We start from the raw sequence: 24,526 nt of genomic DNA, 5'->3' as shown, positions 1-24,526 counted from the left end.
CTTCGGCTACCTGAACCCCCGCTTCGGCGGCAACCGTTTGGATGAGAGCGGGATTAGGGGTGGTCTCGGCAAAGACTGCTGGCACCCCCAGGGCGCGAATTAGCCATCGTCTCAGCACTAGGCTGTTCCTTAAGTGCTGATTCCCAAGAGGGATCCTCCCATTCGGATCGTCTCTTCCGCCTTCTTTTCCCTGGGGATCCTCCAGCGGGCCCGCATCGAGCTCAGCCACTTTCTCTTCAGCAACATCCTGAAGGTAAGCAACGCCAGCGTGCTGACAGGGGTGGGCCTCACTCTCCTACTTGCTAGTGCCTCGACTACACCCAGTGAGGTTGCTGGGATCCCTGTTTGGCGTCAGCGGTAGCCTGCTGGGGATGTACGCCAGCTACTCCCTCAACACGGCAACCTGACGACCTAGAAGCGGGAGGGACGAGCACCTCGGCTACTGCTGGCCTGACGCGGCAGTGCCTTGTTAACTCTTAAATCTCGGCCCATCCAAGTAGCTCCATCCAGTTCTTCGATAGCTTTCTGCTCGTCGGCTTCGTTTTCCAGCTCCACAAAGGCAAAACCTCGCTTGCGGCCTGTCTCGCGATCTACTGGAATCTTGATTTGCTTGACAGTGCCGTATTCAGAAAAAACCAGACGCAGGTCTTCTTCACTGGCCTTGAAGGACAAGTTGCCGACAAAAATGGTCATAACCCTGCGAACTCCGAACTTTACCCTCTAGCGCTCAGTTCGGAAGCTCGCCTGGTTAGACCCTTGGCTTGATCCGAAACTGATGCCAACCCCATCTTAGTCCTAGCAGCAGCATTTGCAAACTCCCCCCTCCAAAATTTTCTGCAGACATCCCCGAGCCAGGAAATTCAGGATTGCAACCTTTGGGAAGGCTTGCCCCGCCCCAAGGGTTGACGTTGGGGAACACCAGGAGGGCGGGGATAGAGAGCTGGTGTGGGAGCCACTTTCTCCAGCAGCAGACAGTGGCGCACGCTGTGGCTGTGGGGAGTGGTGAAGGCTTCGATGTGAACCAGTTTCCCTCCCAAAAGGGAGAGGGCCCGCTCTAGAACTTCGGCTTCGGCCTCGGTCCAATGGCCACGATAGAGGATGGCGCGTCCTCCCACCCTGAGTAGGGGCAGACAATACTCGGCACAGATCTCCGCTGCGGCCAGAGCCCTGGCCAGGGCCAGATCGTAGCTGCCACGTTCCTGCGGGTCTTGCCCCCAAACTTCCGCCCGCTGGGCCACTGCCCGCGCCTGGGCCAGGGAGAGCTGCTGCAAAACGCCTTGCACAAAGGCAATCTTGCGCTGGGTGCTATCTAGCAGGGTAAAGCTGGCCTGGGGTAGGGCAATTTGGGCCGGGATCCCTGGAAAGCCTGCTCCAGTGCCAACGTCGATGCCCCGCCAGGGCTGGGTTTGAATGACCTCCCACGGACCCAGCAAGCACAGGCCCCGCAGCGAGTCCCACAGGTGTTTTTCCCAGAAGTCGATGGGGTCAGTGATGCGGGTGAGGTTTTGGGTGCGGTTGCCGGCCATCACCAGGGGGTAGAGCTGCTGCAGTTGCCGTTGCTGGCGCTCCGTGGGTTGCCAACCCAGCTCTGCTAGCCACCTTGCCCACAGCGCCTTGAGCTCGGGGGGCTCCAGTGGAACCAGCGGGGTCTTTTCGGCTTTGGTCATCCTGGGAGGCTCAGCTTCAAGGCGGCAGGGATGGCTTTTTCGGCCCAACCCTTAAGCTCCTGGGTCAAGCCCTGCAAAGAGCGATCCGCCCCCAGCAGTTCCTGGTTTAGGCAAACCAACTCCTGCAAATCCAGCTCCTGGCAGGGGATCCCCTCCTCCAGCAAGAGGTTAATCGGCTGGGCCTGAGCCTGGAAAGGCTGACAGGCAGCCAACTCCAGCTCCACCTCCAAAAGCACCTGCTCCAGCCGCTCCACCCGCTCCTGCATCTGCGCCAGCAGGGCTGCTAGCTGCTGACAGCAGTGGTGAACCTGGCGGGCGTAGACTTTGAGGGGCAAGGCCAGCGGCAGCAGGGATTCAGACAGGAGCTGGACGAGGTGCTGGGCCTCCAGCTCTTCCAGTTGGAGGTCTTGCCAAATAGCCTGATAGGAGCGCAGCGCCTGGCGACAGGCCTCCAGGCGGCAGTAGCAGGGCTGTAGCACCGAAGCCCGTAGCTCCTGCAGGTAATCGGCCCACAGTTGTCCCACCTCTACCATCGAGCCGGGACGCAGAAAACTCCACCCCTGGGCCACCAGCCAACTGAGTACCAGGCCGGCCAACAGTTGGTTTTTTTGGCGTAGCAGGAAAGGGGAAAGCTGCTCTCCCCAAATGGCCAGACCCAGCCAGATCAAGGCAGCTAAAGCCAAATGGGGCAAGCTGATCATTTCGGCCAAAAGCTGGGCGGAGCAGCGCTGGCGCAGCCTCCAGATCATCGCGGCGCCTAGGCTGTAGAGCCCTCCCCCCAGCAGCGGGATCACCACTAGCCACGGGAGCGGTAACAGCTGACTCTTGCCCAGGGCCTCCCAACCGAGCAAGTACAAGGCCAAGAGGGCCAAAACCGCAACCCACCCTTGCTGGTGCTTGAAACGGCGGGCTAGCAGATGTCGGCGGCGACGTAGATAGGTTTGAAAGGATTCGGCAACGAGGGTGGACATAGGGATCCCTGGCGCTATGCCCACTGGCCTAGAGCGCTATCCTCATTCTGCCCGCTTTCAGGCCTGGCCGATGGCAAACTCTATCAGGGATCCAGGGGGCGGTTTTGCCCCAAAAGCTCCTCTGCGAGAAGTTTTCCAGGGTAGATGCATGCAGGAAAGCTCTCTGTCCTTGCTACGATGTTATCCCCAGCTAATCTCTTGGCCCTGCTGTTCATCCGGCCCTGGGTAAGCGTTCCGGCTCCCCCTCAAGGTGCAGCGCCAGATGATCGTCATTCTCGACTTTGGCTCCCAGTACTCGGAGCTGATTGCCCGTCGCGTCCGTGAAGCCCGGGTCTATTCGGAAATTCTCTCCTACCGCACCACCGCCGAACAACTGCGGCAACTGCGGCCCCAAGGCATTATCCTCTCCGGCGGCCCCAGCTCCGTCTACGAGCCGGGTGCTCCCGCCTGCGACCCGGAGATCTGGAAGTTGGGGATCCCCATCTTAGGCGTGTGCTACGGCATGCAGCTCATGGTGCAACAGTTGGGGGGCCGGGTAGAGCCTGCCCGCAAAGGCGAATATGGCCGGGCCGCCCTCCATGTTTTGGATCCCACTGACCTGCTCACCAACCTGCCAGAAAACAGCACTGTGTGGATGAGCCATGGGGACGTGGTCACTGAATTGCCGCCAGGCTTTCACGCCCTGGCCGCCACGGACAACACTCCCTTTGCTGCCATTGCCGATCCCGTCCGTCGTCTGTACGGAGTGCAATTTCACCCAGAGGTGGCCCACTCCGAGGGCGGCGCTTTCCTGATGCGCAATTTTGTCTATCACATCTGCCGCTGCGAGCCCACCTGGACCACGGAGGCTTTTCTGGAGGAGGCCATCCGAGAGGTTCGCGCCCAGGTGGGCAACAAGAAGGTGTTGCTGGCTCTCTCCGGCGGGGTGGATAGTTCCACCCTGGCTTTCTTGCTGCACAAGGCCATTGGCGACCAGCTCACCTGCGTGTTCATCGACCAAGGGTTTATGCGCAAGGGCGAGCCGCAGCGGCTGCTGCGCCTTTTCCAGGAGCAATTCCACATCCCCGTCCACTATGTAGATGCTCAAGAGCGCTTTCTCCAGCAGTTGAAGGGGGTTACCGACCCAGAAGAAAAACGCAAGCGCATTGGGGCAGAGTTCATTCGCGTGTTCGAGGAGGAGTCGCAGCGGCTGGGTCCTTTCGAGTACCTGGCCCAGGGCACTCTCTACCCGGATGTGATCGAGTCGGCCAACACCAACGTGGATCCGGTAACTGGGGAGCGGATTGCCGTTAAGATCAAAAGCCACCACAATGTCGGCGGCTTGCCGAAAAATCTGCGCTTTAAGCTGGTAGAACCTTTGCGCAAGCTCTTCAAGGATGAGGTGCGGCAGCTGGCTCGCTCCTTGGGCCTGCCGGAAGAAATCGTTAATCGTCACCCCTTTCCAGGGCCGGGGCTGGCCATCCGCATTGTAGGAGAGGTTACCCAAGAGCGGCTGGAGATCCTGCGCGAGGCCGACATGATTGTTCGCCAAGAGATTAACCGCTCTGGCTACTACTCCAAGCTCTGGCAAGCCTTTGCCGTGTTGCTGCCAGAAGTGCGCTCGGTGGGGGTAATGGGAGACAAGCGCACCTATGCTTGCCCGGTAGTGGTGCGGTTGGTTACCAGCGAGGACGGCATGACGGCAGACTGGGCCAGGGTGCCCTACGACCTCTTGGCCACCATCTCTAACCGCATCGTCAACGAGGTTCCGGGTGTCAACCGGGTGGTCTACGACATCACCTCTAAGCCTCCGGGCACCATCGAATGGGAGTAGACGGGATCCCTAGCGAGGGCCTGCTTTCGGGAGAGAGTGGGAAAGCTGAGCCTGGGCGGCTTGGACTTCCAGGCGGGCCAAGGTTGTAGCGGCATCGGCCAGTTGCAGGGCCAAATTGGCACGGCTAATTGGATCCTGGGCTTTCCAGAGATCCTGTCCCAAACAGAACACTCGATAGCGGAAAGCTTTGATGGAGTGGGATGGGATTGCTTTAACGGTCATGGTTACAGCCTTTTTTCCACAGCAATGCGAGTGTTCAGCAGTACCCGCTCGGGCTCAAGGTATGTAAATGTTACCAAAACAACTTCATCGACAGCCCTGATGACTACTGGGCAGGTGGCTTTTGGCGGTTCCACCCGCCCGTGCCGTACTCCCACAATGTATTCCCCAACGGGTAGGTCATCAAAGCCGGCGTCGGCGTAGATTAACTCGATGGTTTCTTCCCCAATCCGTTTCCCCTCCTGCTCCAAGAAGGCGACAAAAGGGATCCCCTCGATGGAAGTGAGGGCATTGTTGGCTTGGTTGCGAATCATCACAAAAATGTCGGCCATGGGCGGGATGCCCTCTCTCAAGGCTCCCCTCGCAAGGCTGCTGGAACAGGGCCCGACTAACTCCTAACCCTAGACCGGCGCAGGGACAAGACAGGCTTCCAACTTTTGCCGCAGCTTGGCCGTATCGAGGTGCTGGCCAATGAGCACCAACTGGTTTTTGGGCTGGCGAGGCCACTCATCGCTGCTGAGGGTGTAGCGTCGGCCGCTGAGGTGGAAGATATACCGCTCTGGGCTTTCTTCAAACCATAGGATCCCTTTGGCCCGAAAGACCGCCTCAGGCAACTCGTTGAGAAAGTTCTGGAAGGCGTCCAGAGAGAAGGGCCGATCGCTTTCAAAGGAGAGGGAGTTAAAACCCTCAACCTCGATGTGGCTGTGGTGCGAGTGGCCATGCTCATGGTCATGTTCGTGGTCGTGCTCAGCGTCGTGGGCTTCCTCCTGGGGCAGGGAGCTGGGCTGAAATAGATCGGTATCTAGGATGAGCTCTAGGGGAACAACGCTGTTGACCGTGCGCAAGATGCGGGCATCTTCCTTGATCTCGCGGATGCGTTTTTCCAAGCGCTCAATTTCTGCCGCTTCGACAAGGTCAGTTTTGTTGAGGAGGATGACGTCCCCATAGGCAATTTGGCTGTAGGCTACGTCGCTGTGGAACAGATCGGGGGCAAAGTTGCTAGCATCCACCAGAGTGATAATCGAATCAAGCCGCGTCAGATCCCGCAATTCTGGTCCCAAGAAGGTGAGGGCAACCGGCAAGGGATCCGCCAGCCCAGTGGTTTCCACCACCAGATAGTCGATTGTGTCCGAGCGCTCCATCAGGCGCAGCACGCTGTCGACAATGTCATCGCGAATGGTGCAGCAGATGCAGCCGTTGTTCAGCTCCACCAGGTCTTCTTCACTGGAGATAATCAGCTCGCCGTCGATGCCGATTTCCCCAAACTCGTTGACCAGCACCGCCGTGCGCATTCCCTTTTGATTCCTGAGGATGTGGTTTACGAGAGTGGTTTTCCCACTCCCCAGAAAGCCGGTGATGATGGTAACGGGTAAGCCCCGCTTAGGCACTTCAAGGGTTGTGGTCATAGCGCGCTGCCCAAGTGGATGTCCTTACTTCCTTCTACCTTACCTGCGTCTGCAGGGGACTAGCTCCAGCGGCTAGGCCATGCAGTAAGCTAATGAAGGCGGTTAGGAAGCGGGCGCTATGGCTTTGCTGCCCTTTTGGCCGGAGCAGTTGGGGTTAGCCCTGCCGCTACCTCTTGTAACCTCTGCTTCTGAGAACAACCTGGGAGAGGGATCGCCACTGCACCTTTGGCTGGTTACCTTTTTAACGGTTTTTGTGGCGGAAATGGGTGACAAGACCCAGTTGGCAACCTTGCTTCTCAGCGCCCAGTCCCAGTCTCCCTGGGCAATCTTTTTTGGCTCGGCCAGTGCCTTGGTCACCGCCAGCTTGCTCAGTGTCCTGTTGGGCGGGTGGCTAGGTCAGGTGATCCCGGCAGCCTGGGTAGAGTGGGCGGCGGGAGTGGGCTTTTTAATGATCGGAGTCTATGTGCTGTGGCGGGAGTGGCAGAGTGCTCGCCTAGAGCAGGGCTAGCTTTCCAAGACAACTGCTCCCAAACGAGTAGGGTAAATAAAGGAACGTGGTGAACCGAGAAAACGGTAGTCCAGCCTCCTCTTTTTCTCTCCGGCAAATAGCCAATCGGGCTGCTTTGGTCAGCTTTGCCTCAATTCTGCTGGCCGAAATGGGCGACAAAACCCAATTGGCTACGCTGCTCCTCAGTGCCCGCTCGCAAGACCTGACAGTAATCTTCTGCGGGGCTGCTGCGGCCCTCATCAGCACTAGCTTTCTCGGGGTGTGGGCCGGAGCCTGGGTGGCGAAGATACTCCCCCCACGTTGGATGAGAACCCTGGCGGGCGTGGGATTTGTTCTCATTGGCCTAGGCTTGCTGGGAGAGTCCCTGGCTGCCGGCGGCTAGGAGGTAAGGCCTACGGCCCGCTTACGCGATTGGAACGGCCCTGTCCTCTAGGGCTGGATCCCTGGCGGGGAGCTCGCCCCTAAACCTGCTATTGTATTGCAGGGGTGGGCTGGAGCGGAGGAGTTATGAAATACCGACGGATTCTCCTGAAGCTAAGTGGCGAAGCCCTGATGGGGGATCGTTCCTACGGGATCGACCCCAAGGTTTTGAGTTTCATTGCCAACGAGGTAGCCACGGTGGTGCAAGCCGGGGTACAGGTGGCCATTGTGGTGGGAGGGGGCAACATCTGGCGTGGGCGCCAAGAGGCGGCTGCGCAGGGAATGGATCAGGCCTCTGCTGATTACGTGGGCATGTTGGCCACCGTCATCAACGCCTTGGCCTTGCAGGATGCTATTGAGCGGGCCGGGATCCCGACGCGCGTGCAGACGGCCATTGCCATGCAGGAGGTGGCAGAGCCTTACATTCGTCGCCGCGCCATTCGTCACCTGGAAAAAGGGCGGGTGGTGATCTTCGGGGCGGGTTCCGGCAACCCCTTCTTCACCACTGACACCACGGCAGCCCTGCGAGCAGCGGAGATCGACGCCGAAGTCATTTTCAAGGCCACCAAGGTGGACGGGGTTTACGATGCCGATCCCAAAACTCACCCCCAGGCCCGCCGCTACGATGTCCTCAGCTACCAGGATGTGCTGACCCGCGATCTGCGGGTGATGGATAGTACGGCCATTGCCCTCTGCAAGGAAAACCAACTCCCCATCGTCGTCTTTGACTTGACTACCCCTGGCAACATTTATCGGGCTGTGCAGGGGGAGCCCATCGGCACCTGGATTGGCCAAAGGAGTTCGGGGAGCAACGGGATCGACAAGCCTTCTCCCTAGGGCTCCGACTGGCTGGAGGTCAGGGGAGGATATGATGATTTTGCTGCTGACAACCAAGGCAGGCTGGGGCAGGGTTTCCGCCATGGAAAGGCGATGACGGCTCAGGGGCCCAGGGATCCCCTCTCGTCCAAGCGCTCTGCAAAGCAAAGCGCTGAGGCACCCCTGGCTGCTGTGCAGCACCTCCGCAAGCGTGGGAGCCAGCGTTTTTGGCAGAGCTTGATTTTTCTGCTGGTTCTATCAGGAGGATTGGGCTACTGGCGATGGCAAACCTGGCTTCAGCCAGTGGGGGGTTCAGAGCCAATCCAAGTAACGATTCAGCCGGGCAGCAGCAGCCGCCAGATTGGGAGACAACTCCAGCAAGCAGGGGTGATCCGCTCGGCGCTGGCCTGGGAGCTGTGGAGCCGCACCTTGGGGCGCAACTGGCTATTTCAGGCGGGCACCTACGCTCTGGATCCCAACCAAGACATGCTGGCAGTGGCCCAGCAACTGCGACAGGGCCGCATTCTGCAGCGGCGGCTCACCATCCCGGAGGGCTGGCGGATGCAACAGATCGCGGAGGCTTTGGCCGAGCGCAATTGGATCCCAGCCGAGGTCTTCATCGCCACGGCTCGTGTGATCCCTCCTCTCGATTGGCTGCCTCCCAACCTCAGCTCCCTAGAAGGCTACCTCTTCCCCGACACCTATTTCTTCCCTGCCGAGCAGCTGGAGGGATCCCTGCCGGATCGCCAGAAGGCTGAGCTAGTCATCAACGCTATGCTGCAGCGCTTTGCCGAGGTGGCCCTGCCCCTGTTTCGGCAGCATGCCACCCCTCTCTCGCTGCACGAGTGGGTCACCCTGGCCAGCATCGTGGAGCGGGAGGCTGCAGTGCCAGAAGAGCGAGCCCTGATTGCAGGCGTCTTTTTGAACCGCCTCAAAGCAGGAATGCCGCTGGCTGCCGACCCAACCGTAGAATACGCCCTCAACATCCAGCAAACCCCAGCCCGCCGTCTCACCCTTGCCGAGGTGCGCACCCCCTCCCCCTACAACACCTACCTCAACCCCGGCCTGCCTCCTGGCCCCATTGCCAACCCTGGCCTGGCCAGCCTGAGAGCTGTTTTGGAGCCTGAGGAGACCGACTACCTCTACTTTGTGGCCCGCTACGATGGCACCCACGTTTTCAGCAGAACCCTAGCGGAGCACGAGGCGGCCCAACGGCAAATTCTTAGTCAACTCCAGCAACCTCCTTCGCCAACAAGTCCCTAGCGATGGTTCGCAAGCCTTGGTTTAAGCTCCTGCAGCCGGATGTGGTCGTGGATGGCACTGTCTTGCAGCTGCAGACAGAGGAGCTGCGGGCCTGGCAGGTAAGGGGCATCATCTTTGACGTAGACGACACGCTGGTGCCGAGCCGTCAGACCGAGGTGGATCCAGCAGTAGCGGCTTGGCTAGAGCAGTTGCGCCCCCACTTTCAGATTTGGCTAGTGAGCAACAACCTCAACCGCAACCGCATTCGGCAAATTGGTGAGCGTTTGAACCTACCTTTCATTCACGGGGCTGGCAAACCCTCGCGGCGCGCCCTGCGACAGGCTGTGGCGCACATGGGCTTGCCGGTCGAGGCAGTGGCCATAGTAGGCGATCGCCGGTGGACGGATATTCTGGCGGGCAACCGGCTGGGCTTGGTGACCGTCTTGGTCAACGGGGTCGGCCCAGGGAAACGGCAGCAAATTCTGCCAAGCTGACCCCTTGGCCCAAGTTTTTTGTAAAGTGACGAGGTAGCCGGATCCCCCCTTGCGGCCCAGTAGAAACCCCTCCCCCTCGTCAAATCTGCCCTGGAACAGGTAATGCCCATGCTGCAAAAATCCCTGCGCTTAGTTCCGTCTCTACCCCATGGACGAAGTTGGTTGAGGAGCCTGCTGGCCGTGCCCTTGCTCGTTGCCGCTTCTCCTGCCTGGGGCCTGACCCCAGTGGCCCGTCCCGATCTCGCCAAGCTCAAACGGGCAGAAGTCATTGGGGTAGTTGACTCCAGCACCCTGGTTGTGCAAATTGAAGGGGACTTACAGGCGCGGCTGGTGCACCTGATTGGGGTCGATCCCTTGCCAGGGGGGATCAACCCTACTTGGACAGAGCTGCGGCGGCAAACCCCTCTGCCTATCTACGCTGCCGGCCAATACCTAAAAACGACTTTGCTGGGGCGCGAGGTGCTCTTAGAGCTGGATCCGGCCCTTGCTCCTGGGCCAACCCTGCCCGCCTACGTCTGGCAGGCCCACACCCTCATCAACCAGGAGGTGCTGTTTTTGGGGCATGGCCTGCTAGCAAGGCAAACGGATGGCCTCAAGTACGGACTTATCCTCAAGGAAGCTGCCAATGCTGCAAAGCGGCAGGGCCGAGGCTATTGGGCCCCCTATAGCCCCCGCTAGGGCTTCTGATTACTTTGCCTTATTGGTCGCATTATAGTGGTATCTCGAGGGGGCTCTTGGCGCCGCCAGCCAGATCCTTGAGGATCCACACCGGCAGTTGGAGTTCTCTATGGCCGATGGATTGCCGTTTACCCTAGATCAGCTCCTCATCGTCCAAGCCATTGCCCAGGAGGGAAGTTTTCGTCGGGCCGCTGACAGTCTATTCATCTCCCAGCCGGCGGTTAGCTTGCAAGTGCAGAACCTGGAGCGCCAGTTAGGGGTAGTGCTGTTTGACCGGAGCGGGCGTAAGGTGGAGCTGACGGATGCAGGGCAAGTGTTGCTTCAGTACAGCGAGCGCATCCTCAAGCTTTGCCGGGAGGCCGTTCAGGCCCTGGCCGAGGTGCGGGAGATGGGAAGGGGACAGTTGGTGTTGGGGGCTAGCCAAACGGTAGGCACCTATGTGATGCCTTTTTTAATTGCCCAGTACCACCGCTACTACCCCGGCATAGCTGTGCAGCTCTTGGTGCAATCCACTCGGCGAATTGCTCAAAAGCTGGTTGACGGTCGCTTAGACCTGGCCGTAGTTGGGGGAGAGATCCCGTTTGAACTGCAGCGGCATCTGAAGGTAATTGCTGTGGCAGAGGATGAGTATGTCTTGGTTGGCGCCCCCGGCTGCACCCCTGCTGCTCCTGCTCTAGGCGATTTGGTGACGCTGCCCTTTATTACCCTGGATCCCCAATCCTCCACGCGGCAGACTATCGACCGAGCCCTGAGTCGCCACGGCATTAACCCTGCGCAGTTGCAGGTGCGGCTGGAGCTCAGTTCCATTGAGGCTATCAAAAATGCCATCCAGGCCGGCCTAGGGGTGGCTTTTCTGTCAATGGCGGCCGTGGGATCCGACTTGGAGCAGGGGCGGCTGCAAAAGCTAGAGGTGGAAGGGCTGCAGATACGGCGCACCCTTTGGCTAGCCTACAACCCCGAGCGCTACCAGTCGCAAGCGGCCACCCGCTTTCGCGAGGGTTTGCTGGGCTACCAGGACTGGCTAAAAACGCCTCCGCGCCACCTGCAGTTGCTGGCTTGAGCTGCAAAAGCAGGAGCTGTTGGAACGACTGCGGCTCTGAAAGTACTTGCCTTGCGAAGGGGACCAGAGGCCTTTGACCGCCTACCACCCCGCCAGAGGGATCCCCACCCCAGGCGTCACTTCCCCAGAGCAAACTAGTGAGGAGAGCCCACCCTGGTAGTTGCCGCCAAGCGAGACGACACCCTTCCCTCTTGGCATTGCCAAGACCTAGGCAGAGGCAATCCCTGGCGCGCAGCTTCAGATCTTGCCAGGGGCCTACCTGCAGAGCAAGTCCTACCTTTGGGCGAGAGCTTCTGAGTACCACCCCTCCCCCGAGACAGCTATAGGCAGGGCCCGGTTTGCCAAAGGGGAGATGTCTATAAACTTAAGGGGTAGGTGGATTCTGGCAAGGCAGGAGTTTGACGGCAGGGAGGGCAGATTGGTGAGAAGACCCATCTGGCTACGGGGCGTGAGCTATGCCATCTATGGCTTTCTCTACCTGCCGATTTTGCTCATTGCCGTCTATTCCTTCAACCGCGCCCGCTTTGGCCTGGTGTGGACCGGCTTTACCCTCGATTGGTACCTGGCTCTCTTTCGCAATGCCGCAGTTTGGCAGGCAACGCAAAATACCTTTGTCTTAGCAGGGGCCAGCACCCTGGCTAGCACGCTGCTGGGATCCCTATTAGGCTACGGCCTCTACCGCTACCATTTCCCCGCCAAAAAGATGGTGCAGGGTCTGCTGCTTTTGCCAGTAGCCCTCCCCGATATCGTGATGGCCGTTGGGCTGCTGCTGTTTTACCAGCTGGTGCGCGCCTATACCGGCTGGTTTGAGCTGGGCTTGGGAACGATGATCTTGGCCCACGTCACCTTCCAGATTGCCTTTGTGGCCCTTGTTGTGCGCAGCCGCCTCCAGCTTTTGGATCCTGCCTTGGAAGAAGCTGCCTACGACCTCTATGCCAACACCTGGCAGAAGCTGCGCCACGTCACGCTGCCGCTTGCCCTGCCAGGGATCCTGGCTGCTGCTCTACTGGCTTTTACCCTTTCGATAGATGACTTTGTGATCTCCTTCCTCACCAGTGGCCCCGAAAGCCAGACCCTGCCCATTTTGATCTACAGCATGGCGCGGCGAGGAGTGACGCCAGAAATCAACGCCCTCTCCACCGTGATCATCTTGGCAACTTTGGTGGCAGTGATGGGACTTCCCCTGCTCCGCCGCTCGCGCCAGCAACAATACCGCTAGAGAGGGGCTACAGCGCGCGGCTAAGAGCGCTACCTAGCCCCTGGAAGGCGAGCCAAGAAATCAGAAAGTTGGTTACAAACACGCCCAGCAACGCTGTTACAACTGCATCCGTGGTGGAGCGCCCCACCCCCTTGGCCCCCCCCCTCGTGGAAAGGCCCCAGCTGGAGCCAACAATGGCAATGAGCGCGCCAAACACCATCGCCTTCAAGCAACAGACGATTAAATCCCAAGCGGTGAGGAGAGTCTGCGCTGAGGTAAGAAAGACAGAAGAAGAAATGTTGTAAACCGAAGCGCAGATAATCATTCCCCCAACTAGCCCCGTCAGCAGGGAGAGGATGGTGAGCACCGGCAGCATGAGCCCCGCCGCCAGCACCCGTGGGATCACCAAGTAGTCCACCGGATCGGTGCGCAACAGGTAAAGGGCGTCGATCTGCTCAGTGACCTTCATCGTGCCTAGCTCTGCGGCAAAGGCGGATCCCACGCGTCCGGCTAGGATTACCGCTGTTACCACTGGCGTCAGCTCGCGGGCAAGCGCAATGGCCAAAACCCCCCCAACTAGAGAAGAGGCCCCAAAGTTGAGGAATTCTCGAGCTACCTGGATGGTGAAAACGCCGCTAATCACCACCGCCGTAATCAAAACAATCAGCAGCGAGTCCAACCCCACCGCTGCCAGTTGCTCCAGGGTGTTGCGGCGGTGGATACGGCCCTGCAGGAGGTGTAGGGTCACCTGACCAGCCAGCAGAAAGCTGCTGCCAAGCCGCTGGAACCAATTCATGGGCCCCGCGCTACGCCTCAGTCACAGAGCTGCAGCTGCCGCACAACCGGATCTGGCTCGCAGATGAGCTCAAAGTTAATCACTCGCCAGCGCTGCGGGGATCCGCCCGCCCCTTCGGGGAGCTGAGAGCTGAAGCTGACCGGCAAACCGTAGAGGCGGGGGGGGCCAGGGCGACGCGAGGATCCCTGGTCTAGGTAGGGGGTGAGCAAGGGGCGATAGCGCTCGGCAACGATAATCTGGGTGGCCCGCATCCCCTGCAGGCGCAGGCGATCCAGCTCCTCGTGGATCTCAAAGCGGATCCCATCGGGGTGGGTGTGTTGGCGATACCAGCGGCCTTCCCAGAGACGCCAGCGGCGCCCCGACTGCAGGTGAACCAGCTCCTCCTGCTCGGGATCCGCCTCAAAGGCGCCGTGACGAGGGCAAAGATAGGTATCGGTCAGGGTGAGGGCTGCAATGGTCTGTCGACAGTGGGGGCAGGGAATGCTGGGGCCGAAAATGGGATAGGAAAAGGCAACGGTCATAGGAAACCCCTGCGTGCCTGGGCAAATCGGCGGCTGTCCACAATTATAGAGGTTGCCTTTTGCGGATCTGGCCTCAGGGATCCCTCTGGCAAAATCCGCCGGAATCCTCTAGAATTGACGTAGGGAAAAGCCTGGGCGATCTCCCTTGAGGCTGCAGGTGGATCCCGCAGAGCCTCCGCGATAAGAAGGGGGAGTGGGTAACGCCCACTTTTTTGCTTTTTCAGAGGGAAGATGCCCCTGCTGCCAGCTCTGGCTCCATGGGCTGGGCTCTGGCTATTCCACCGAGTTGGCGATATTGGCTATGGTTCACCCCCTTATCCCCCAGCTGGAGAGCTTGGCCCGTCCTGTGGCTGCTCGGCTGGGGTACCAACTGGTTCAAATAGCCTTCCACACCAACCAGTATCCGCCGGTGCTGCGGGTAGATATCCGCCCCTTGGATCCAGAGCGGGAAACCAGCCATGCCGACTGCGAAGCCATGAGCCAAGCCCTGGAAGTAGAGCTGGATCGGGTGGATCTCATCCCTGGGCACTATGTTCTGGAGGTCTCTAGCCCCGGCATCAGCAACCTTCTCATCAGCGACCGTGACTTCACCGTCTTTAAAGGGTTTGCAGTGGAGGTGACGGTGGATCCCCCCTACAAGGGCAAAGCCGTCTGGTCAGGGCATCTGTTGGGTCGCGATGAGGAGAAAGTTATCCTCTCCCTCAAAGGGCGGCGCGTTCAGTTGCCCCGCGCCTCAGTGCAGCGGGTTGTCCTTTCCGAGGCCGAAGCCGAGTAGCTGTAGCCCCTGCTTTTCCCCTTTAGGATTCCAGTTGCCAGTTTCCTCAGGAGGATAGGCTATGGCAATGGTACCTCTGCCAGGTTTGGCAGAAATGGTGGAGATGATCTCGCGGGAGCGCAACTTGCCCCGCCATGTGGTTACTGAAGCCTTGCGAGAGGCGCTGCTCAAAGGCTACGAGCGCTACCGCAAAACCATCCAGCGAGACGTCGTTTTCCCAGAAGACCACTTCCGCAACTTCGAGGTGGAACTGGATGTGGAGGCAGGGGGCTTCCGCATTCTAGCCACCAAAACCATCGTTGAGCAGGTACGGGACCCGGATCACGAGATCTCGCTGTACGAGGTTCAGCAGGATTACCCCGAAGCCGAAGTTGGCTGGGAAGTCACCAACGACGTCACCCCCCAACAGGCGGAGTTTGGCCGCATGGCAGCTATCCAAACCAAGCAGGTGCTGGCCCAGAGGTTGCGCGACCAGCAGCGCCGCCTCATCCAGGAGGAGTTTCGCGACCTGGAAAAGACCGTGTTGCAGGCACGGGTGCTGCGCACGGAGGGGCAGACCGTGATCATGGCCGTATCCAGCGGTTTTGGTCGGCCCGAGGTGGAGGCTGCGCTGCCCAAGGAGGAGCAGCTGGCCAGCGACCGCTACGTCCCCAACGCGGTGATGAAGGTCTACCTCAAAAAAGTCCACGAGGGATCCCGGCGGGGGCCCCAGCTTTTGGTTTCCCGGGCTGATGCTGGCCTAGTGGTCAACCTATTTGCCAATGAGGTGCCGGAGATTGAAGAGGACATCGTGCGCATCGTGGCTGTGGCCCGAGAAGCCAACCCACCTTCCCGCAACGTGGGACCGCGCACCAAGATTGCCGTCGATACCCTAGAGCGGGATGTGGATCCAGTGGGGGCCTGCATTGGGGCAAAGGGATCCCGCATCCAGGCCGTAGTGGCGGAGCTGCGCAACGAGAAAATTGACGTTATTCGCTGGTCGCCGGATCCGGCCACCTACATTGCCAACGCCCTCAGCCCAGCTAAGGTGGTGGAGGTGCGGCTGGTGGATCCAGAGATCCAACAAGCCCATGTCCTGGTTACCAGTGACCAGCTTAGTCTGGCCATTGGCAAAGAGGGACAAAATGTCCGTCTAGCTGCCCGCCTTACTGGCTGGAAAATCGACATCAAAGAAGTGGAGAGCTACCGAGCGGCGCTCGAGGAGGCGCAGGCCCAAGGACTGCCCTATCCCTTCATCACGCCAGCTGCCTTAGAACGCTTCCGGCGGCGGGAAAAGCAGGCTGCTCTGCAACTGGAAGAGGAGTACCCGCAGAAGCTCCGCCTGGAGGAGGAGCTGGAAGCAGACGAGAGGCTGGAGGAAGAATGGGTTGAGGAAGAGGAGGACTTCGACTACGATGCCGAGTTTGACATTGCTCAGCCCAAGGCCTAGAGCGGTGGGTCTGGCCAGTCGATAAATTAGATAGAAGCGATAGAAGCCTCTCCTCACTTACCCTTGAACTCCTCCCCACCAATCATCCTGGGCATATCGGGCGCCTCCGGGATGCTTTATGCCGTGCGCGCCCTGCACGTTCTGCTTAGCCTGGATTACCGCGTCGAAGTCGTGGTCTCTAAAGCGGCCTACCAGGTGTGGCAGGGGGAGCAGGGAGTGCCCTTGCCGGCGGATCCCCAGCAGCAGGCCCAGTTTTGGCGACAGCAGGCTGAAAGCGAGGGCGGATCCCTAGTCTGTTACCGCTGGCAAGATCTAGGGGCGGCCATTGCCAGCGGCTCCTACCGCACCCAGGGGATGTTGGTGATCCCTTGCAGTATGGGCACGGTGGCCAAGCTGGCTGCCGGCTTGAGTTCGGATCTGCTAGAGCGGGCTGCCGATGTGCAGCTCAAGGAAGGCCGCCGCCTGGTCATCGTGCCCCGGGAAACTCCCTTTAGCCTCATTCACCTACGCAACCTGACCACCTTGGCAGAGGCAGGGGCGCGCATTGTCCCCGCCATTCCGGCCTGGTACCACCAACCCCGCACCATCCTAGATCTGGTGGATTTTGTGGTGGTGAAGGCCTTGGATCAATTTGGCATCGACAGCCACCTCATCCAGCGCTGGCAAGGGATGCGTCAGCGCCAGATCCTCAAGTTGTCCTCTGAGGAGTAAACCCCGTAGCCAAGGCGAGGGCCTCCCGGCCGCGTTTTTTGGCGGTTGGTTTTCTTTCCCTGGGCTGGCCCCGTGGAGACATAGATCCTGGTTTATGATTCAAGAGCAAGTCATTGCACCCTCTGATTAACATGAAGACGCTCACGCTGCACCAGTTACAAATCTTCGAGGTTGCCGCCCGTCACCTCAGCTTTACCCGCGCCGCTGAGGAGTTGTACTTGACCCAGCCTACGATTTCGATGCAGATCAAGCAGCTCAGCAAAGCCGTGGGGCTGCCCCTGTTTGAGCAGGTCGGCAAGCGGCTCTACCTTACAGAAGCCGGCCAGGCTCTTTACCAGACTTGCCAGAAAATCTTTGAGCAGTTGAATCAATTGGAGATGACCCTCGCTGACCTGAAGGGACTAAAACAGGGGCGGCTGAGCATTGGGGTCGTCACCACTGCCAAGTACTTTATTCCCCGCCTGCTGGGGGCGTTTTGTCAGCAGTATCCCGGTATCGACGTGTCCCTGAAGGTGCTAAACCGGCAGCAAGTTCTGGAGCGGCTGAGTAACAACATGGACGACCTCTACGTGATGGGGATGCCGCCAGAGGATCTGGATGTGGTAGCCCAGCCTTTCCTGGAAAATCCCTTGGTGGTGATGGCCCCCATTCACCATCCTTTGGTAGGCCAAAAGCAGATCCCCTTGGCCCGCATTGCCCAAGAGCCCTTCTTGGCCCGCGAGCCCGGTTCTGGCACCCGCATGGCGGTGGAGCGGCTCTTTGACAAGCACAACTTAAAGCTCAACATTCGCATGGAGATAGGCAGCAGCGAAGCCATTCGCCAGGGCATTATCGGCGGGTTAGGCATTTCGGTTTTGTCCCAGCATGTGTTGGCTCTAGGGGGGTGGCAACAGCATTTGGCCATTTTGGATGTGGAGGAGTTTCCCATCCAGGGGTTTTGGTATCTGGTCTATTTGCGCTCCAAGCGCCTTTCGCTTGTGGCTAAGGCTTTTGCTGATTTCCTGCTATCTCAGGTTTCTCAGATGGAGCTGGATTTTCTTGCAAAAGAGCAGCACAGATCCCCTCTAAATTCCAATCCAGATCAGCTTTCTGGCAGAGAGGATGAAAAGCATTTACCAGCTCTTGCCGCAGCCCCTGGAGGCCCTGGAAATCACGGGTAAAAAAGACCCGTAAAAACGCCAAGTAGGCCCGTGCCCAGTTGTCTTGGGGATTCAACTTGACAATTTGTTCAAAATGCTGCTGGGCTGCTTGCGGCCGCAACAGAGCCACCTCCAGCAACGCCAGCTCGTAGTGGCTTTGGATCTGCTTTTCCCGCTGGCCCTGGGCGGCTGCCCAGTGGTGTTCTCCCTCTAGCAGTTGGCGGATCAAAGCTCGGTCCGGATCGGTGAGAAAAGTTGGATATTGCAGCGTCGTCCAGGCGTTGAGGTAAAGGGAGAGGGCCTCGGGATCCCCCTGCACAGCCGCCTTGGCCGCCTGTCGTAGGAGAAAGAGGGGATCTCCTGGGGAAATAGGGGATCCCCCTTTCCCGCCGCGGGATCCCTTCCAAGGCTGACTGAAAGACCGGCGCCTTCCTTGGGGGGATTGCCACTCCAGGTGGAGGATTCCTTCTTTTGTTGCTAGCTCTGGCCAGGCCAAGATCTCCTCCACCTGCCAACTGCCGGGGGCGTAGAGCAGCAGGCGGTTTTGGCCAACCACCCAGGCCCGCTTGGCCAAGACCTGCCCCTGGGGATCTTCCAGTCGCGCCCAGACGAGGGTTCGGGCCAAGTCCTGGGCTGGCCCCTGCCACTGCAGCCGCCAGGCTTGGGTTCCTCCTTTGAGCTGCAGCAGCTCCACCTCCTCCGCCGGAGCAGGCAACTCTTGCAGCACAACCCTGGGCTTTGTGGGGAAGTAGGTGTACAGCCAGCCCACCGCTGGCAGATCGAACTGCTGCCGCTGCCAGTCAGGACTCTTGTCTAGGAGTTGCCGGATTTGCTCCTTGGCTGGACCGTAGGGGCCGACAATTCCCTGCTCCCCTGCCGCGTCCACAAACCCATCCAAGAGCGCCAGCTCCACCTCCGGCCAGGGAGTTTGCCCGGCACTACGGAAGGTAATTGGCCAGCGCTGCAAAGCTGCCAGGTAGCTGAGCGTCTCAGACGAAATCAACTCGGTGTTGGGGAGGACGCCTAGGGTGGTGGTCAAGCCTGGCTGCACCAGGGATCCAATCCATCTCGTCAGCTCCTGCTGGGGGTGCTGCCCCTGCCAGTGCATTTGGATCCCTTTCCAGAGAGGAGCCACGCCGGGAGTGAGGGGCTGCCCCAGGTTAAGGAGGGCCAGGGATCCCAGAGCTAGGCTTATGCCAACTCCCTGGCGCAGCGCCTTTTGCCCCCAGCGTCCCCCCAGCCAGCGCCAGACTTTGTCCAGCCCACCCGCCGAGAGGAGAGCCAGCAGGGGCAACAGCGGCAGCGTAAAGCGCACATCCTTGATGGCCACCAGCGTGTAGAGCAAGTAGCCCGAGCCGTAGAGGCCCCAGAGGAGAGCCTCCCGCCGGCTTAGGGATCCCCAGAGCGAAAGCAGCGGCAAGGGGCATAGCCAAGGGCTCGTTTGCAGGGGCAAAAAGCGCAAATAGGCCGTCCACCAGCACAGGGATCCCGCTGGGCAGGTGAGGTAGTAGTGGGCAGTCTCGGCATAGGCCCAGCCGTTGCTGAGTACAAACAGCCAGTTGGCTCCATACCAGGGCCAGCACAAGAGCAGCATGACCCCCATCCCCAGGGCCAGGTGGGCCAGCCGCACCAGCCAAGGGATCCTCACCCCCAGCAGAACAGCCAGCAGGGGCGGCAGCAAAAACAGCACCCCTGTCCACTTGGTCAGCAGCACCGCCGCCACCCCTGCCCCCACCCCCACCGCCCCCCACCAGGAGGGATCCTCCCCATAGGCCCAGAGCGCCCAGAAAGCCAACGTCACCGCCACCACCAGCGGCAGCTCCAACATGTACACATGGGCCAGGGCCGCGATCCCTGGGTAAAGCAACAGCAGCGCTGCTGCTAGCCAGCCCACTGCTTGGGAGTGGTAAATCCGCTGGCCCAGCCGCTGGGTTGCCAGGGTCAGGATCCCCAACAACGCCAGATTGAGCAACTGCCCGTCTGCCCGGCTAAAGGGGTGCAGAGCTGCCAACGGGATCCCCAGCCAATAGGCCAAAGGCGGGTAGCGCTGGTTCAGGTGCAAAAACTGCTGCCACCACAGCCCTTCCCAGCGAAACCGCCGCAGGTGCTCCCCAAATGCCTGCGCCTGCAACAGGTGCTGCGCCTCATCCCAGGCCGGTGGCAGGGGATCGCTCCAGTTCCAAACCAGCAGCAGCAACAGCGCCGCCATCCCTAGGACGGCCCAGGCCGTGAGCAAAGGGATCCCCCCCGGTCCTCTTGCCCCCGCCAGCCAACTGGATGCCCTCTCCATTGCCTTGGCCCTGATTCCCGACGCTACACTCAACTTGGGCTGCCCTTAGACAGTACCCACCTCCCCATGACTGTTCCACCCTCTGGTCCCACAGGCGTCTGGATCCTCCCCGATCAGCTCCACCCGCAGCAAGCTGCCCTTGCCTCCCTCTCGACTCTACCCCCCCACCGCGTTCCCGTTCTTTTCATCGAATCCCACGCCTGGGCCAGCTCCCGCAACCATCACCAGCAAAAGCTGGTCCTGGTCTGGTCGGCCATGCGCCACTTTGCCCAGGAATTGCAGCAGCGTGGCCACCCCGTCACCTATGTGGAAGCCGAGGGCTATGCCGAGCCTCTACAAGCCTGGGCCAGGCAAAACCGGTTGCAACAAATCCGCCTCATGCAGCCCGCCGACATCCCCGTCCGCGAGGAGGTGGAAAAGCTGAGATCCGTCCTCCCCTGCCCGCTCCTAGTCCTAGAAAACAACCACTTCCTATGGACAGCTCGCCAATTTATCGACTGGGCCCTAGGCCGCAAGCGCCTCCTCCTAGAGGACTTCTACCGTCAAGGGCGCAAACGCTTCCGCATTCTGATGGACGGCTCCCAGCCCCTCGGCGGGCGCTGGAATTACGACCGGGAAAACCGCCAGCCTCCCCAGCCTGGCCGGCGCTACCCTCCCCCTTTGACGTTTCCCCCCGATGCCATCACTCAGGCGGTGATGGAGAAAGTGCGGCGACGTTACGGCCACCACTTCGGATCCCTGGAAGGCTTTGGCTGGGCTGTTACTCGCACCCAAGCCTTGCAGGTGCTTGAGGACTTCATTCAGCACCGCCTGCCTTACTTCGGTCCTTGGCAGGACGCCATGCAAGCCGGGGAAGACTTCCTCTACCACTCCCTCCTTTCGCCCTACCTCAACCTAGGACTTCTCACCCCCCACGAAGTCATCGCTGCTGCCGAGCAGGCCTACCATCGCGGCGGGATCCCCCTCCCTTCGGCCGAAGGCTTCATCCGCCAGATCCTGGGCTGGCGAGAATACCTGCGCGGCTTCTACGAATACCAAATGCCCAACGGCTATGCCCAGAAGAACTTCTTCGGCCACCACCGCCCCCTGCCCCAGTTCTTCTGGACGGGCGAAACCGACATGGCCTGTCTGCGGCACACCCTCGGCCAGATTCGTCGCCATGGCTACGCCCATCACATCCAGCGCCTGATGGTACTCAGCAATTTCTCGCTCATTGCCGGCATCCAGCCCCAAGCTGTAGAAGCCTGGTTTCACGATGTCTTCATCGACAGCTACGACTGGGTGATGCAGCCCAACGTCATCGGCATGGGCCTTTTTGCCGACGGCGGCATGCTTTCCACCAAGCCCTACGCCGCTTCTGCCCAGTACATTTGCAAAATGAGTGACTACTGCCGCCGCTGCCGCTACAATCCCAGCGAGAAGGTTGGCGAACGGGCCTGTCCCTTCAATACCTTCTACTGGGATTTCCTGTTGCGCCATCGTTCTCTCTTGCTTCCTCTGGGAAGGATGAAATGGGTACTGGCCCACCTGGATCGCCTGCAGCCAGGGATCAAAGCCCAAATCCAAGCGCAAGCCGCTGCTTGGTGGGAGTCCACGTCCAATGCCTAGGGGCAACTCCCTGGGCCTGCTGTCTGGTATTCACTAGAATTGGAGACCCTTTTTCGCGTGCTACTTGGTTCTAAGGAGCCCACGTCATGAAATGTCCCCGCTGCGGCAAGCAAGAAATCCGTGTTTTGGAGTCCCGTTCGGCAGAAGGTGGCCAAAGCGTGCGGCGGCGGCGGGAATGCATGTCCTGTGGCTATCGCTTCACCACCTATGAGCGCATCGAATTCATGCCCATCATGGTCATTAAACGGGATGGATCCCGAGAGAGTTTTAACCGCAACAAGATCTTACAGGGGGTGATGCGCGCCTGTGAGAAAACCCCCGTGACCCTTAAGCAAATGGAAGAGCTGGTCAACGAGATCGAAGAGAAGCTCCAATTAGAAGATGTGCAGGAAGTAACCACCCTCCGCATTGGCGAGATGGTTTTGGAGCGCCTGCGGCACTTGAGTGAGGTGGCCTACCTGCGCTTTGCCTCTGTGTATCGTCGGTTTCGAGACATCAAAGACTTTGCTCACGAGTTGGAACAGTTAGAGCAGTTGGAACGACCGTCGCGCCAGGATTTAGAGCGCCTCCTCCAGGACTCCCTTGCTTCAGAAGGGAGCACAAAGTAGAGAAAATGCTCTCCAGGGGCTCCCATTCGCAAAGCTTGGCGCTATGCTTGGGGTAGCAATCGCTGCTTGCCCTAGGCCTAGCGCTAGGCAGGCAGGGGTAGGCGGCGTTTAGCACTACCCTTAGAAGATCCAGATTTCACAGTGTAGGTCTTATGCAACACAACTTTCGGGCTTCCAGCCTCTCTGTAGCTCCTAGCAGCAACAACAGCTTTCCCTCTCCCGAGGCCCTGGAAACTGAGCCTAGGCCTGGGACAGTGCCGCTCCGGGTACATCAACAAATGGCCGAAGAGCTGGAGTCTGCCCGTCAACAGGTAAGCCGCCTCTCCTTGGAAAATCAGCGCTTGCGCACCCTGCATCAGCAGTTGTCTGGAGAAATTGCTGCCCTCGAGCAAGAAATTCAGGGACACGTGGGCCAGATCCTAAAGCGCCTGCAGCAACTTAACCTGCGGCTTGCTGACTCAAGTCAACAAGCTGCTGCTTCCGAAAGAGAAGCTACTACAGCGTCCTGGCGAAGGGATAACCCAACCTCCTCGCCCTACGACTTTCTCAATCGCCTTAAGCAGCGCCAAGCCCGCAGCGAAGCTTCACCCTTCTCCAGCAATGGCTACTCTCCTACCTTGAGCTTAACTGGGCCCCCTTCTGAGTCGCTTCACCAAGCCCACTTCTCCGCTGTTCCCAGCTGCCCTCCTCATGAAACTCCTGCTGCGCCCCCTTCGCCCCAGGTTAAGTACCAATTTCCTTCTCTAGAGGAGCTAATGAAGAACAGGGGAAATCCAGCTCTCTATCCCAGCGAAGACTACCAGCGTGCCCAGGATCACCACCATGGCTCCCAGGGATCCCCCCTACTTTGGATAGCAGCAGCTATCGTCTTAGTGGTTGGCTCTTTTGGACTAGGATTCGTAGCAGTGCAACCCTTCTTGCATAGCAGTTCCCCCTCTCCTCAAGCACCGTCGGCAGGCCCCTAGTAACAAGCAGGAATAGCAGCCCCTTTTTGGTGAGAGGGGGCGTGGTGGAGTCTGGCACCGAGCTATTTTTCCGGAGGGTCACCCCTCCAGTAGGTTCGCCGCTGATGCGTTTCACGTCCGAGTTCGGGATGGAGTCGGCGTGGTTCCACATCGCTATGAGCACCAGACCCCCACACCCTGAAAGCTGCACAGCAAGAGACGGCAGGAGAACTGGGTCAAGCAGACGGTCTGTTAGGACTCCTCGGCTGCATGCATTACTGCACTTCCACCTAGAGCCTATCCACCGGGTCGTCTTCCCGGGACCTTAACAGAGGACTCATCTTGAGGTGGGCTTCCCACTTAGATGCTTTCAGCGGTTATCCACTCCGCACATGGCTACCCAGCGTCTACCGTTGGCACGATAACTGGTACACCAGCGGTGCGTCCCTCCCGGTCCTCTCGTACTAGGGAGAGCTCCTCTCAATCCTCTTGCGCCTGCACCGGATATGGACCGAACTGTCTCACGACGTTCTGAACCCAGCTCACGTACCGCTTTAATGGGCGAACAGCCCAACCCTTGGGACGTACTACCGCCCCAGGTTGCGATGAGCCGACATCGAGGTGCCAAACCTCCCCGTCGATGTGAACTCTTGGGGGAGATCAGCCTGTTATCCCTAGAGTAACTTTTATCCGTTGAGCGACGGCCCTTCCACTCAGCGCCGTCGGATCACTAAGGCCGACTTTCGTCCCTGCTCGACTTGTAGGTCTTGCAGTCAAGCTCCCTTATGCCTTTGCACTCAACGGCTGATTTCCAACCAGCCTGAGGGAACCTTTGCACGCCTCCGTTACCCTTTAGGAGGCGACCGCCCCAGTCAAACTGCCCACCTGAAACTGTCCTTTCCCCCGCTTCCGGGCAGAAAGTTAGAATTCTAGCCTTGCCAGAGTGGTATCTCACCGGCGACTCCATACCCCCCGCAAGGGGTACTTCTTTGTCTCCCACCTATCCTGCGCAGGCAAGGCCCGAACCCAATTCCAGGCTACAGTAAAGCTTCATAGGGTCTTTCTGTCCAGGTGCAGGTAGTCCGCATCTTCACAGACAAGTCTATTTCGCCGAGTCCCTCTCCGAGACAGCGCCCAAGTCATTACGCCTTTCGTGCGGGTCGGAACTTACCCGACAAGGAATTTCGCTACCTTAGGACCGTTATAGTTACGG

Annotated in this window: 25 protein-coding genes and 2 rRNA genes; 17 read left to right on the top strand and 10 right to left on the bottom strand. The window is 59.5% G+C overall.

What is annotated here, in order from left to right; all coding sequences use genetic code 11:
• The first annotated feature begins 133 nt into the window (after positions 1 to 133).
• Positions 134 to 361 carry a hypothetical protein gene (locus tag NW807_RS06275; RefSeq protein ID WP_414425582.1) on the top strand — a complete coding sequence of 76 codons (228 nt, stop codon included), beginning with the start codon at positions 134 to 136 and terminating at the stop codon, positions 359 to 361.
• Between the two features lie 50 nt (positions 362 to 411).
• On the opposite strand, the gene NW807_RS06270 is transcribed toward NW807_RS06275, so the two are convergent.
• The 3 genes from NW807_RS06270 to NW807_RS06260 form a co-directional block, all read right to left on the bottom strand.
• The gene (locus NW807_RS06270; RefSeq protein WP_414396558.1) at positions 412 to 693 is read right to left on the bottom strand and encodes an RNA recognition motif domain-containing protein; all 282 of its coding nucleotides are present in this window, start codon (positions 691 to 693) and stop codon (positions 412 to 414) included.
• Between the two features lie 167 nt (positions 694 to 860).
• On the bottom strand, positions 861 to 1,667 hold the full coding sequence (gene rsmG, locus NW807_RS06265; RefSeq protein ID WP_414425581.1) for a 16S rRNA (guanine(527)-N(7))-methyltransferase RsmG: 807 nt from the start codon (positions 1,665 to 1,667) through the stop codon (positions 861 to 863).
• Positions 1,664 to 2,638 (bottom strand): hypothetical protein, encoded by a 975-nt coding sequence (locus NW807_RS06260; protein WP_414425580.1) that lies wholly within the window; start codon positions 2,636 to 2,638, stop codon positions 1,664 to 1,666. Before NW807_RS06260 ends, rsmG begins: the two co-directional genes overlap by 4 nt.
• A gap of 262 nt (positions 2,639 to 2,900) precedes the next feature.
• On the opposite strand from NW807_RS06260, the gene guaA reads away from it, so the two are divergent.
• On the top strand, positions 2,901 to 4,451 hold the full coding sequence (guaA, locus tag NW807_RS06255; RefSeq protein WP_414396565.1) for a glutamine-hydrolyzing GMP synthase: 1,551 nt from the start codon (positions 2,901 to 2,903) through the stop codon (positions 4,449 to 4,451).
• Between the two features lie 9 nt (positions 4,452 to 4,460).
• Here guaA and NW807_RS06250 read toward each other — a convergent pair whose 3' ends face one another.
• The 3 genes from NW807_RS06250 to NW807_RS06240 form a co-directional block, all read right to left on the bottom strand.
• The gene (locus NW807_RS06250; RefSeq protein ID WP_414396568.1) at positions 4,461 to 4,673 is read right to left on the bottom strand and encodes a hypothetical protein; all 213 of its coding nucleotides are present in this window, start codon (positions 4,671 to 4,673) and stop codon (positions 4,461 to 4,463) included.
• Between the two features lie 2 nt (positions 4,674 to 4,675).
• Positions 4,676 to 5,002: a hypothetical protein gene (locus NW807_RS06245; RefSeq protein ID WP_414396571.1), complete on the bottom strand. Its 327-nt coding sequence runs from the start codon at positions 5,000 to 5,002 to the stop codon at positions 4,676 to 4,678.
• A gap of 69 nt (positions 5,003 to 5,071) precedes the next feature.
• A complete protein-coding gene (locus tag NW807_RS06240) occupies positions 5,072 to 6,076 on the bottom strand; it encodes a CobW family GTP-binding protein (protein ID WP_414425579.1) in 1,005 nt (334 codons plus the stop codon).
• A gap of 118 nt (positions 6,077 to 6,194) precedes the next feature.
• On the opposite strand from NW807_RS06240, the gene NW807_RS06235 reads away from it, so the two are divergent.
• The 8 genes from NW807_RS06235 (at position 6,195) to NW807_RS06200 (ending at position 12,513) form a co-directional block, all read left to right on the top strand.
• The gene (locus NW807_RS06235) at positions 6,195 to 6,584 is read left to right on the top strand and encodes a TMEM165/GDT1 family protein (protein WP_414425578.1); all 390 of its coding nucleotides are present in this window, start codon (positions 6,195 to 6,197) and stop codon (positions 6,582 to 6,584) included.
• 46 nt (positions 6,585 to 6,630) lie between these two features.
• On the top strand, positions 6,631 to 6,966 hold the full coding sequence (locus NW807_RS06230) for a TMEM165/GDT1 family protein (protein ID WP_414406153.1): 336 nt from the start codon (positions 6,631 to 6,633) through the stop codon (positions 6,964 to 6,966).
• Positions 6,967 to 7,091: 125 nt separating this feature from the next.
• Positions 7,092 to 7,841, top strand: a complete 750-nt coding sequence (gene pyrH / locus NW807_RS06225; protein WP_414396578.1) for a UMP kinase — start codon at positions 7,092 to 7,094, stop codon at positions 7,839 to 7,841.
• A 93-nt stretch (positions 7,842 to 7,934) separates the two neighbouring features.
• Complete coding sequence (gene mltG, locus NW807_RS06220) at positions 7,935 to 9,083, top strand: endolytic transglycosylase MltG (protein ID WP_414425577.1); 1,149 nt, start codon at positions 7,935 to 7,937, stop codon at positions 9,081 to 9,083.
• A gap of 2 nt (positions 9,084 to 9,085) precedes the next feature.
• Positions 9,086 to 9,556 carry a YqeG family HAD IIIA-type phosphatase gene (locus tag NW807_RS06215; protein WP_414425576.1) on the top strand — a complete coding sequence of 157 codons (471 nt, stop codon included), beginning with the start codon at positions 9,086 to 9,088 and terminating at the stop codon, positions 9,554 to 9,556.
• Between the two features lie 102 nt (positions 9,557 to 9,658).
• Positions 9,659 to 10,234: a thermonuclease family protein gene (locus tag NW807_RS06210; protein WP_414425575.1), complete on the top strand. Its 576-nt coding sequence runs from the start codon at positions 9,659 to 9,661 to the stop codon at positions 10,232 to 10,234.
• Between the two features lie 109 nt (positions 10,235 to 10,343).
• On the top strand, positions 10,344 to 11,294 hold the full coding sequence (locus NW807_RS06205) for a LysR substrate-binding domain-containing protein (RefSeq protein ID WP_414396588.1): 951 nt from the start codon (positions 10,344 to 10,346) through the stop codon (positions 11,292 to 11,294).
• A gap of 421 nt (positions 11,295 to 11,715) precedes the next feature.
• The gene (locus NW807_RS06200; RefSeq protein ID WP_414425574.1) at positions 11,716 to 12,513 is read left to right on the top strand and encodes an ABC transporter permease; all 798 of its coding nucleotides are present in this window, start codon (positions 11,716 to 11,718) and stop codon (positions 12,511 to 12,513) included.
• Positions 12,514 to 12,520: 7 nt separating this feature from the next.
• Here the strand turns inward: NW807_RS06200 and NW807_RS06195 are convergent, their stop codons facing one another.
• Together NW807_RS06195 and NW807_RS06190 are read right to left on the bottom strand one after the other, a co-directional pair.
• Positions 12,521 to 13,288 (bottom strand): MlaE family lipid ABC transporter permease subunit, encoded by a 768-nt coding sequence (locus tag NW807_RS06195; RefSeq protein WP_414425573.1) that lies wholly within the window; start codon positions 13,286 to 13,288, stop codon positions 12,521 to 12,523.
• Positions 13,289 to 13,305: 17 nt separating this feature from the next.
• The gene (locus tag NW807_RS06190) at positions 13,306 to 13,809 is read right to left on the bottom strand and encodes a TIGR02652 family protein (protein ID WP_414406149.1); all 504 of its coding nucleotides are present in this window, start codon (positions 13,807 to 13,809) and stop codon (positions 13,306 to 13,308) included.
• A gap of 301 nt (positions 13,810 to 14,110) precedes the next feature.
• On the opposite strand from NW807_RS06190, the gene rimP reads away from it, so the two are divergent.
• The 7 genes from rimP (at position 14,111) to NW807_RS06155 (ending at position 23,334) form a co-directional block, all read left to right on the top strand.
• Positions 14,111 to 14,584: a ribosome maturation factor RimP gene (gene rimP / locus NW807_RS06185; RefSeq protein WP_414396598.1), complete on the top strand. Its 474-nt coding sequence runs from the start codon at positions 14,111 to 14,113 to the stop codon at positions 14,582 to 14,584.
• A gap of 61 nt (positions 14,585 to 14,645) precedes the next feature.
• Positions 14,646 to 16,013: a transcription termination factor NusA gene (gene nusA, locus NW807_RS06180; RefSeq protein WP_414425572.1), complete on the top strand. Its 1,368-nt coding sequence runs from the start codon at positions 14,646 to 14,648 to the stop codon at positions 16,011 to 16,013.
• A 63-nt stretch (positions 16,014 to 16,076) separates the two neighbouring features.
• Positions 16,077 to 16,724, top strand: coding sequence for a flavin prenyltransferase UbiX (locus NW807_RS06175; protein ID WP_414396604.1), 648 nt, complete (start codon positions 16,077 to 16,079; stop codon positions 16,722 to 16,724).
• Between the two features lie 131 nt (positions 16,725 to 16,855).
• On the top strand, positions 16,856 to 17,884 hold the full coding sequence (locus NW807_RS06170) for a LysR substrate-binding domain-containing protein (RefSeq protein WP_414409856.1): 1,029 nt from the start codon (positions 16,856 to 16,858) through the stop codon (positions 17,882 to 17,884).
• Positions 17,885 to 20,219: 2,335 nt separating this feature from the next.
• Positions 20,220 to 21,761, top strand: a complete 1,542-nt coding sequence (locus NW807_RS06165) for a cryptochrome/photolyase family protein (RefSeq protein WP_414425571.1) — start codon at positions 20,220 to 20,222, stop codon at positions 21,759 to 21,761.
• A gap of 86 nt (positions 21,762 to 21,847) precedes the next feature.
• Positions 21,848 to 22,369 carry a transcriptional regulator NrdR gene (nrdR, locus tag NW807_RS06160; RefSeq protein WP_414396609.1) on the top strand — a complete coding sequence of 174 codons (522 nt, stop codon included), beginning with the start codon at positions 21,848 to 21,850 and terminating at the stop codon, positions 22,367 to 22,369.
• A gap of 278 nt (positions 22,370 to 22,647) precedes the next feature.
• A complete protein-coding gene (locus NW807_RS06155; RefSeq protein WP_414425570.1) occupies positions 22,648 to 23,334 on the top strand; it encodes a hypothetical protein in 687 nt (228 codons plus the stop codon).
• Positions 23,335 to 23,383: 49 nt separating this feature from the next.
• Here NW807_RS06155 and rrf read toward each other — a convergent pair.
• Both rrf and NW807_RS06145 read right to left on the bottom strand, forming a co-directional pair.
• Positions 23,384 to 23,501 (bottom strand): 5S ribosomal RNA (gene rrf, locus NW807_RS06150).
• A gap of 44 nt (positions 23,502 to 23,545) precedes the next feature.
• Positions 23,546 to 24,526 (bottom strand): 23S ribosomal RNA (locus NW807_RS06145); the annotation flags it as partial.

The organism is Synechococcus sp. R70.1, assembly GCF_047461675.1.
Taxonomy (GTDB): Bacteria; Cyanobacteriota; Cyanobacteriia; order Thermostichales; family Thermostichaceae; genus Thermostichus.
The sequence above is the reverse complement of the archived record's forward strand: the minus strand, read 5'-3'. Positions and strand labels throughout refer to the sequence as shown.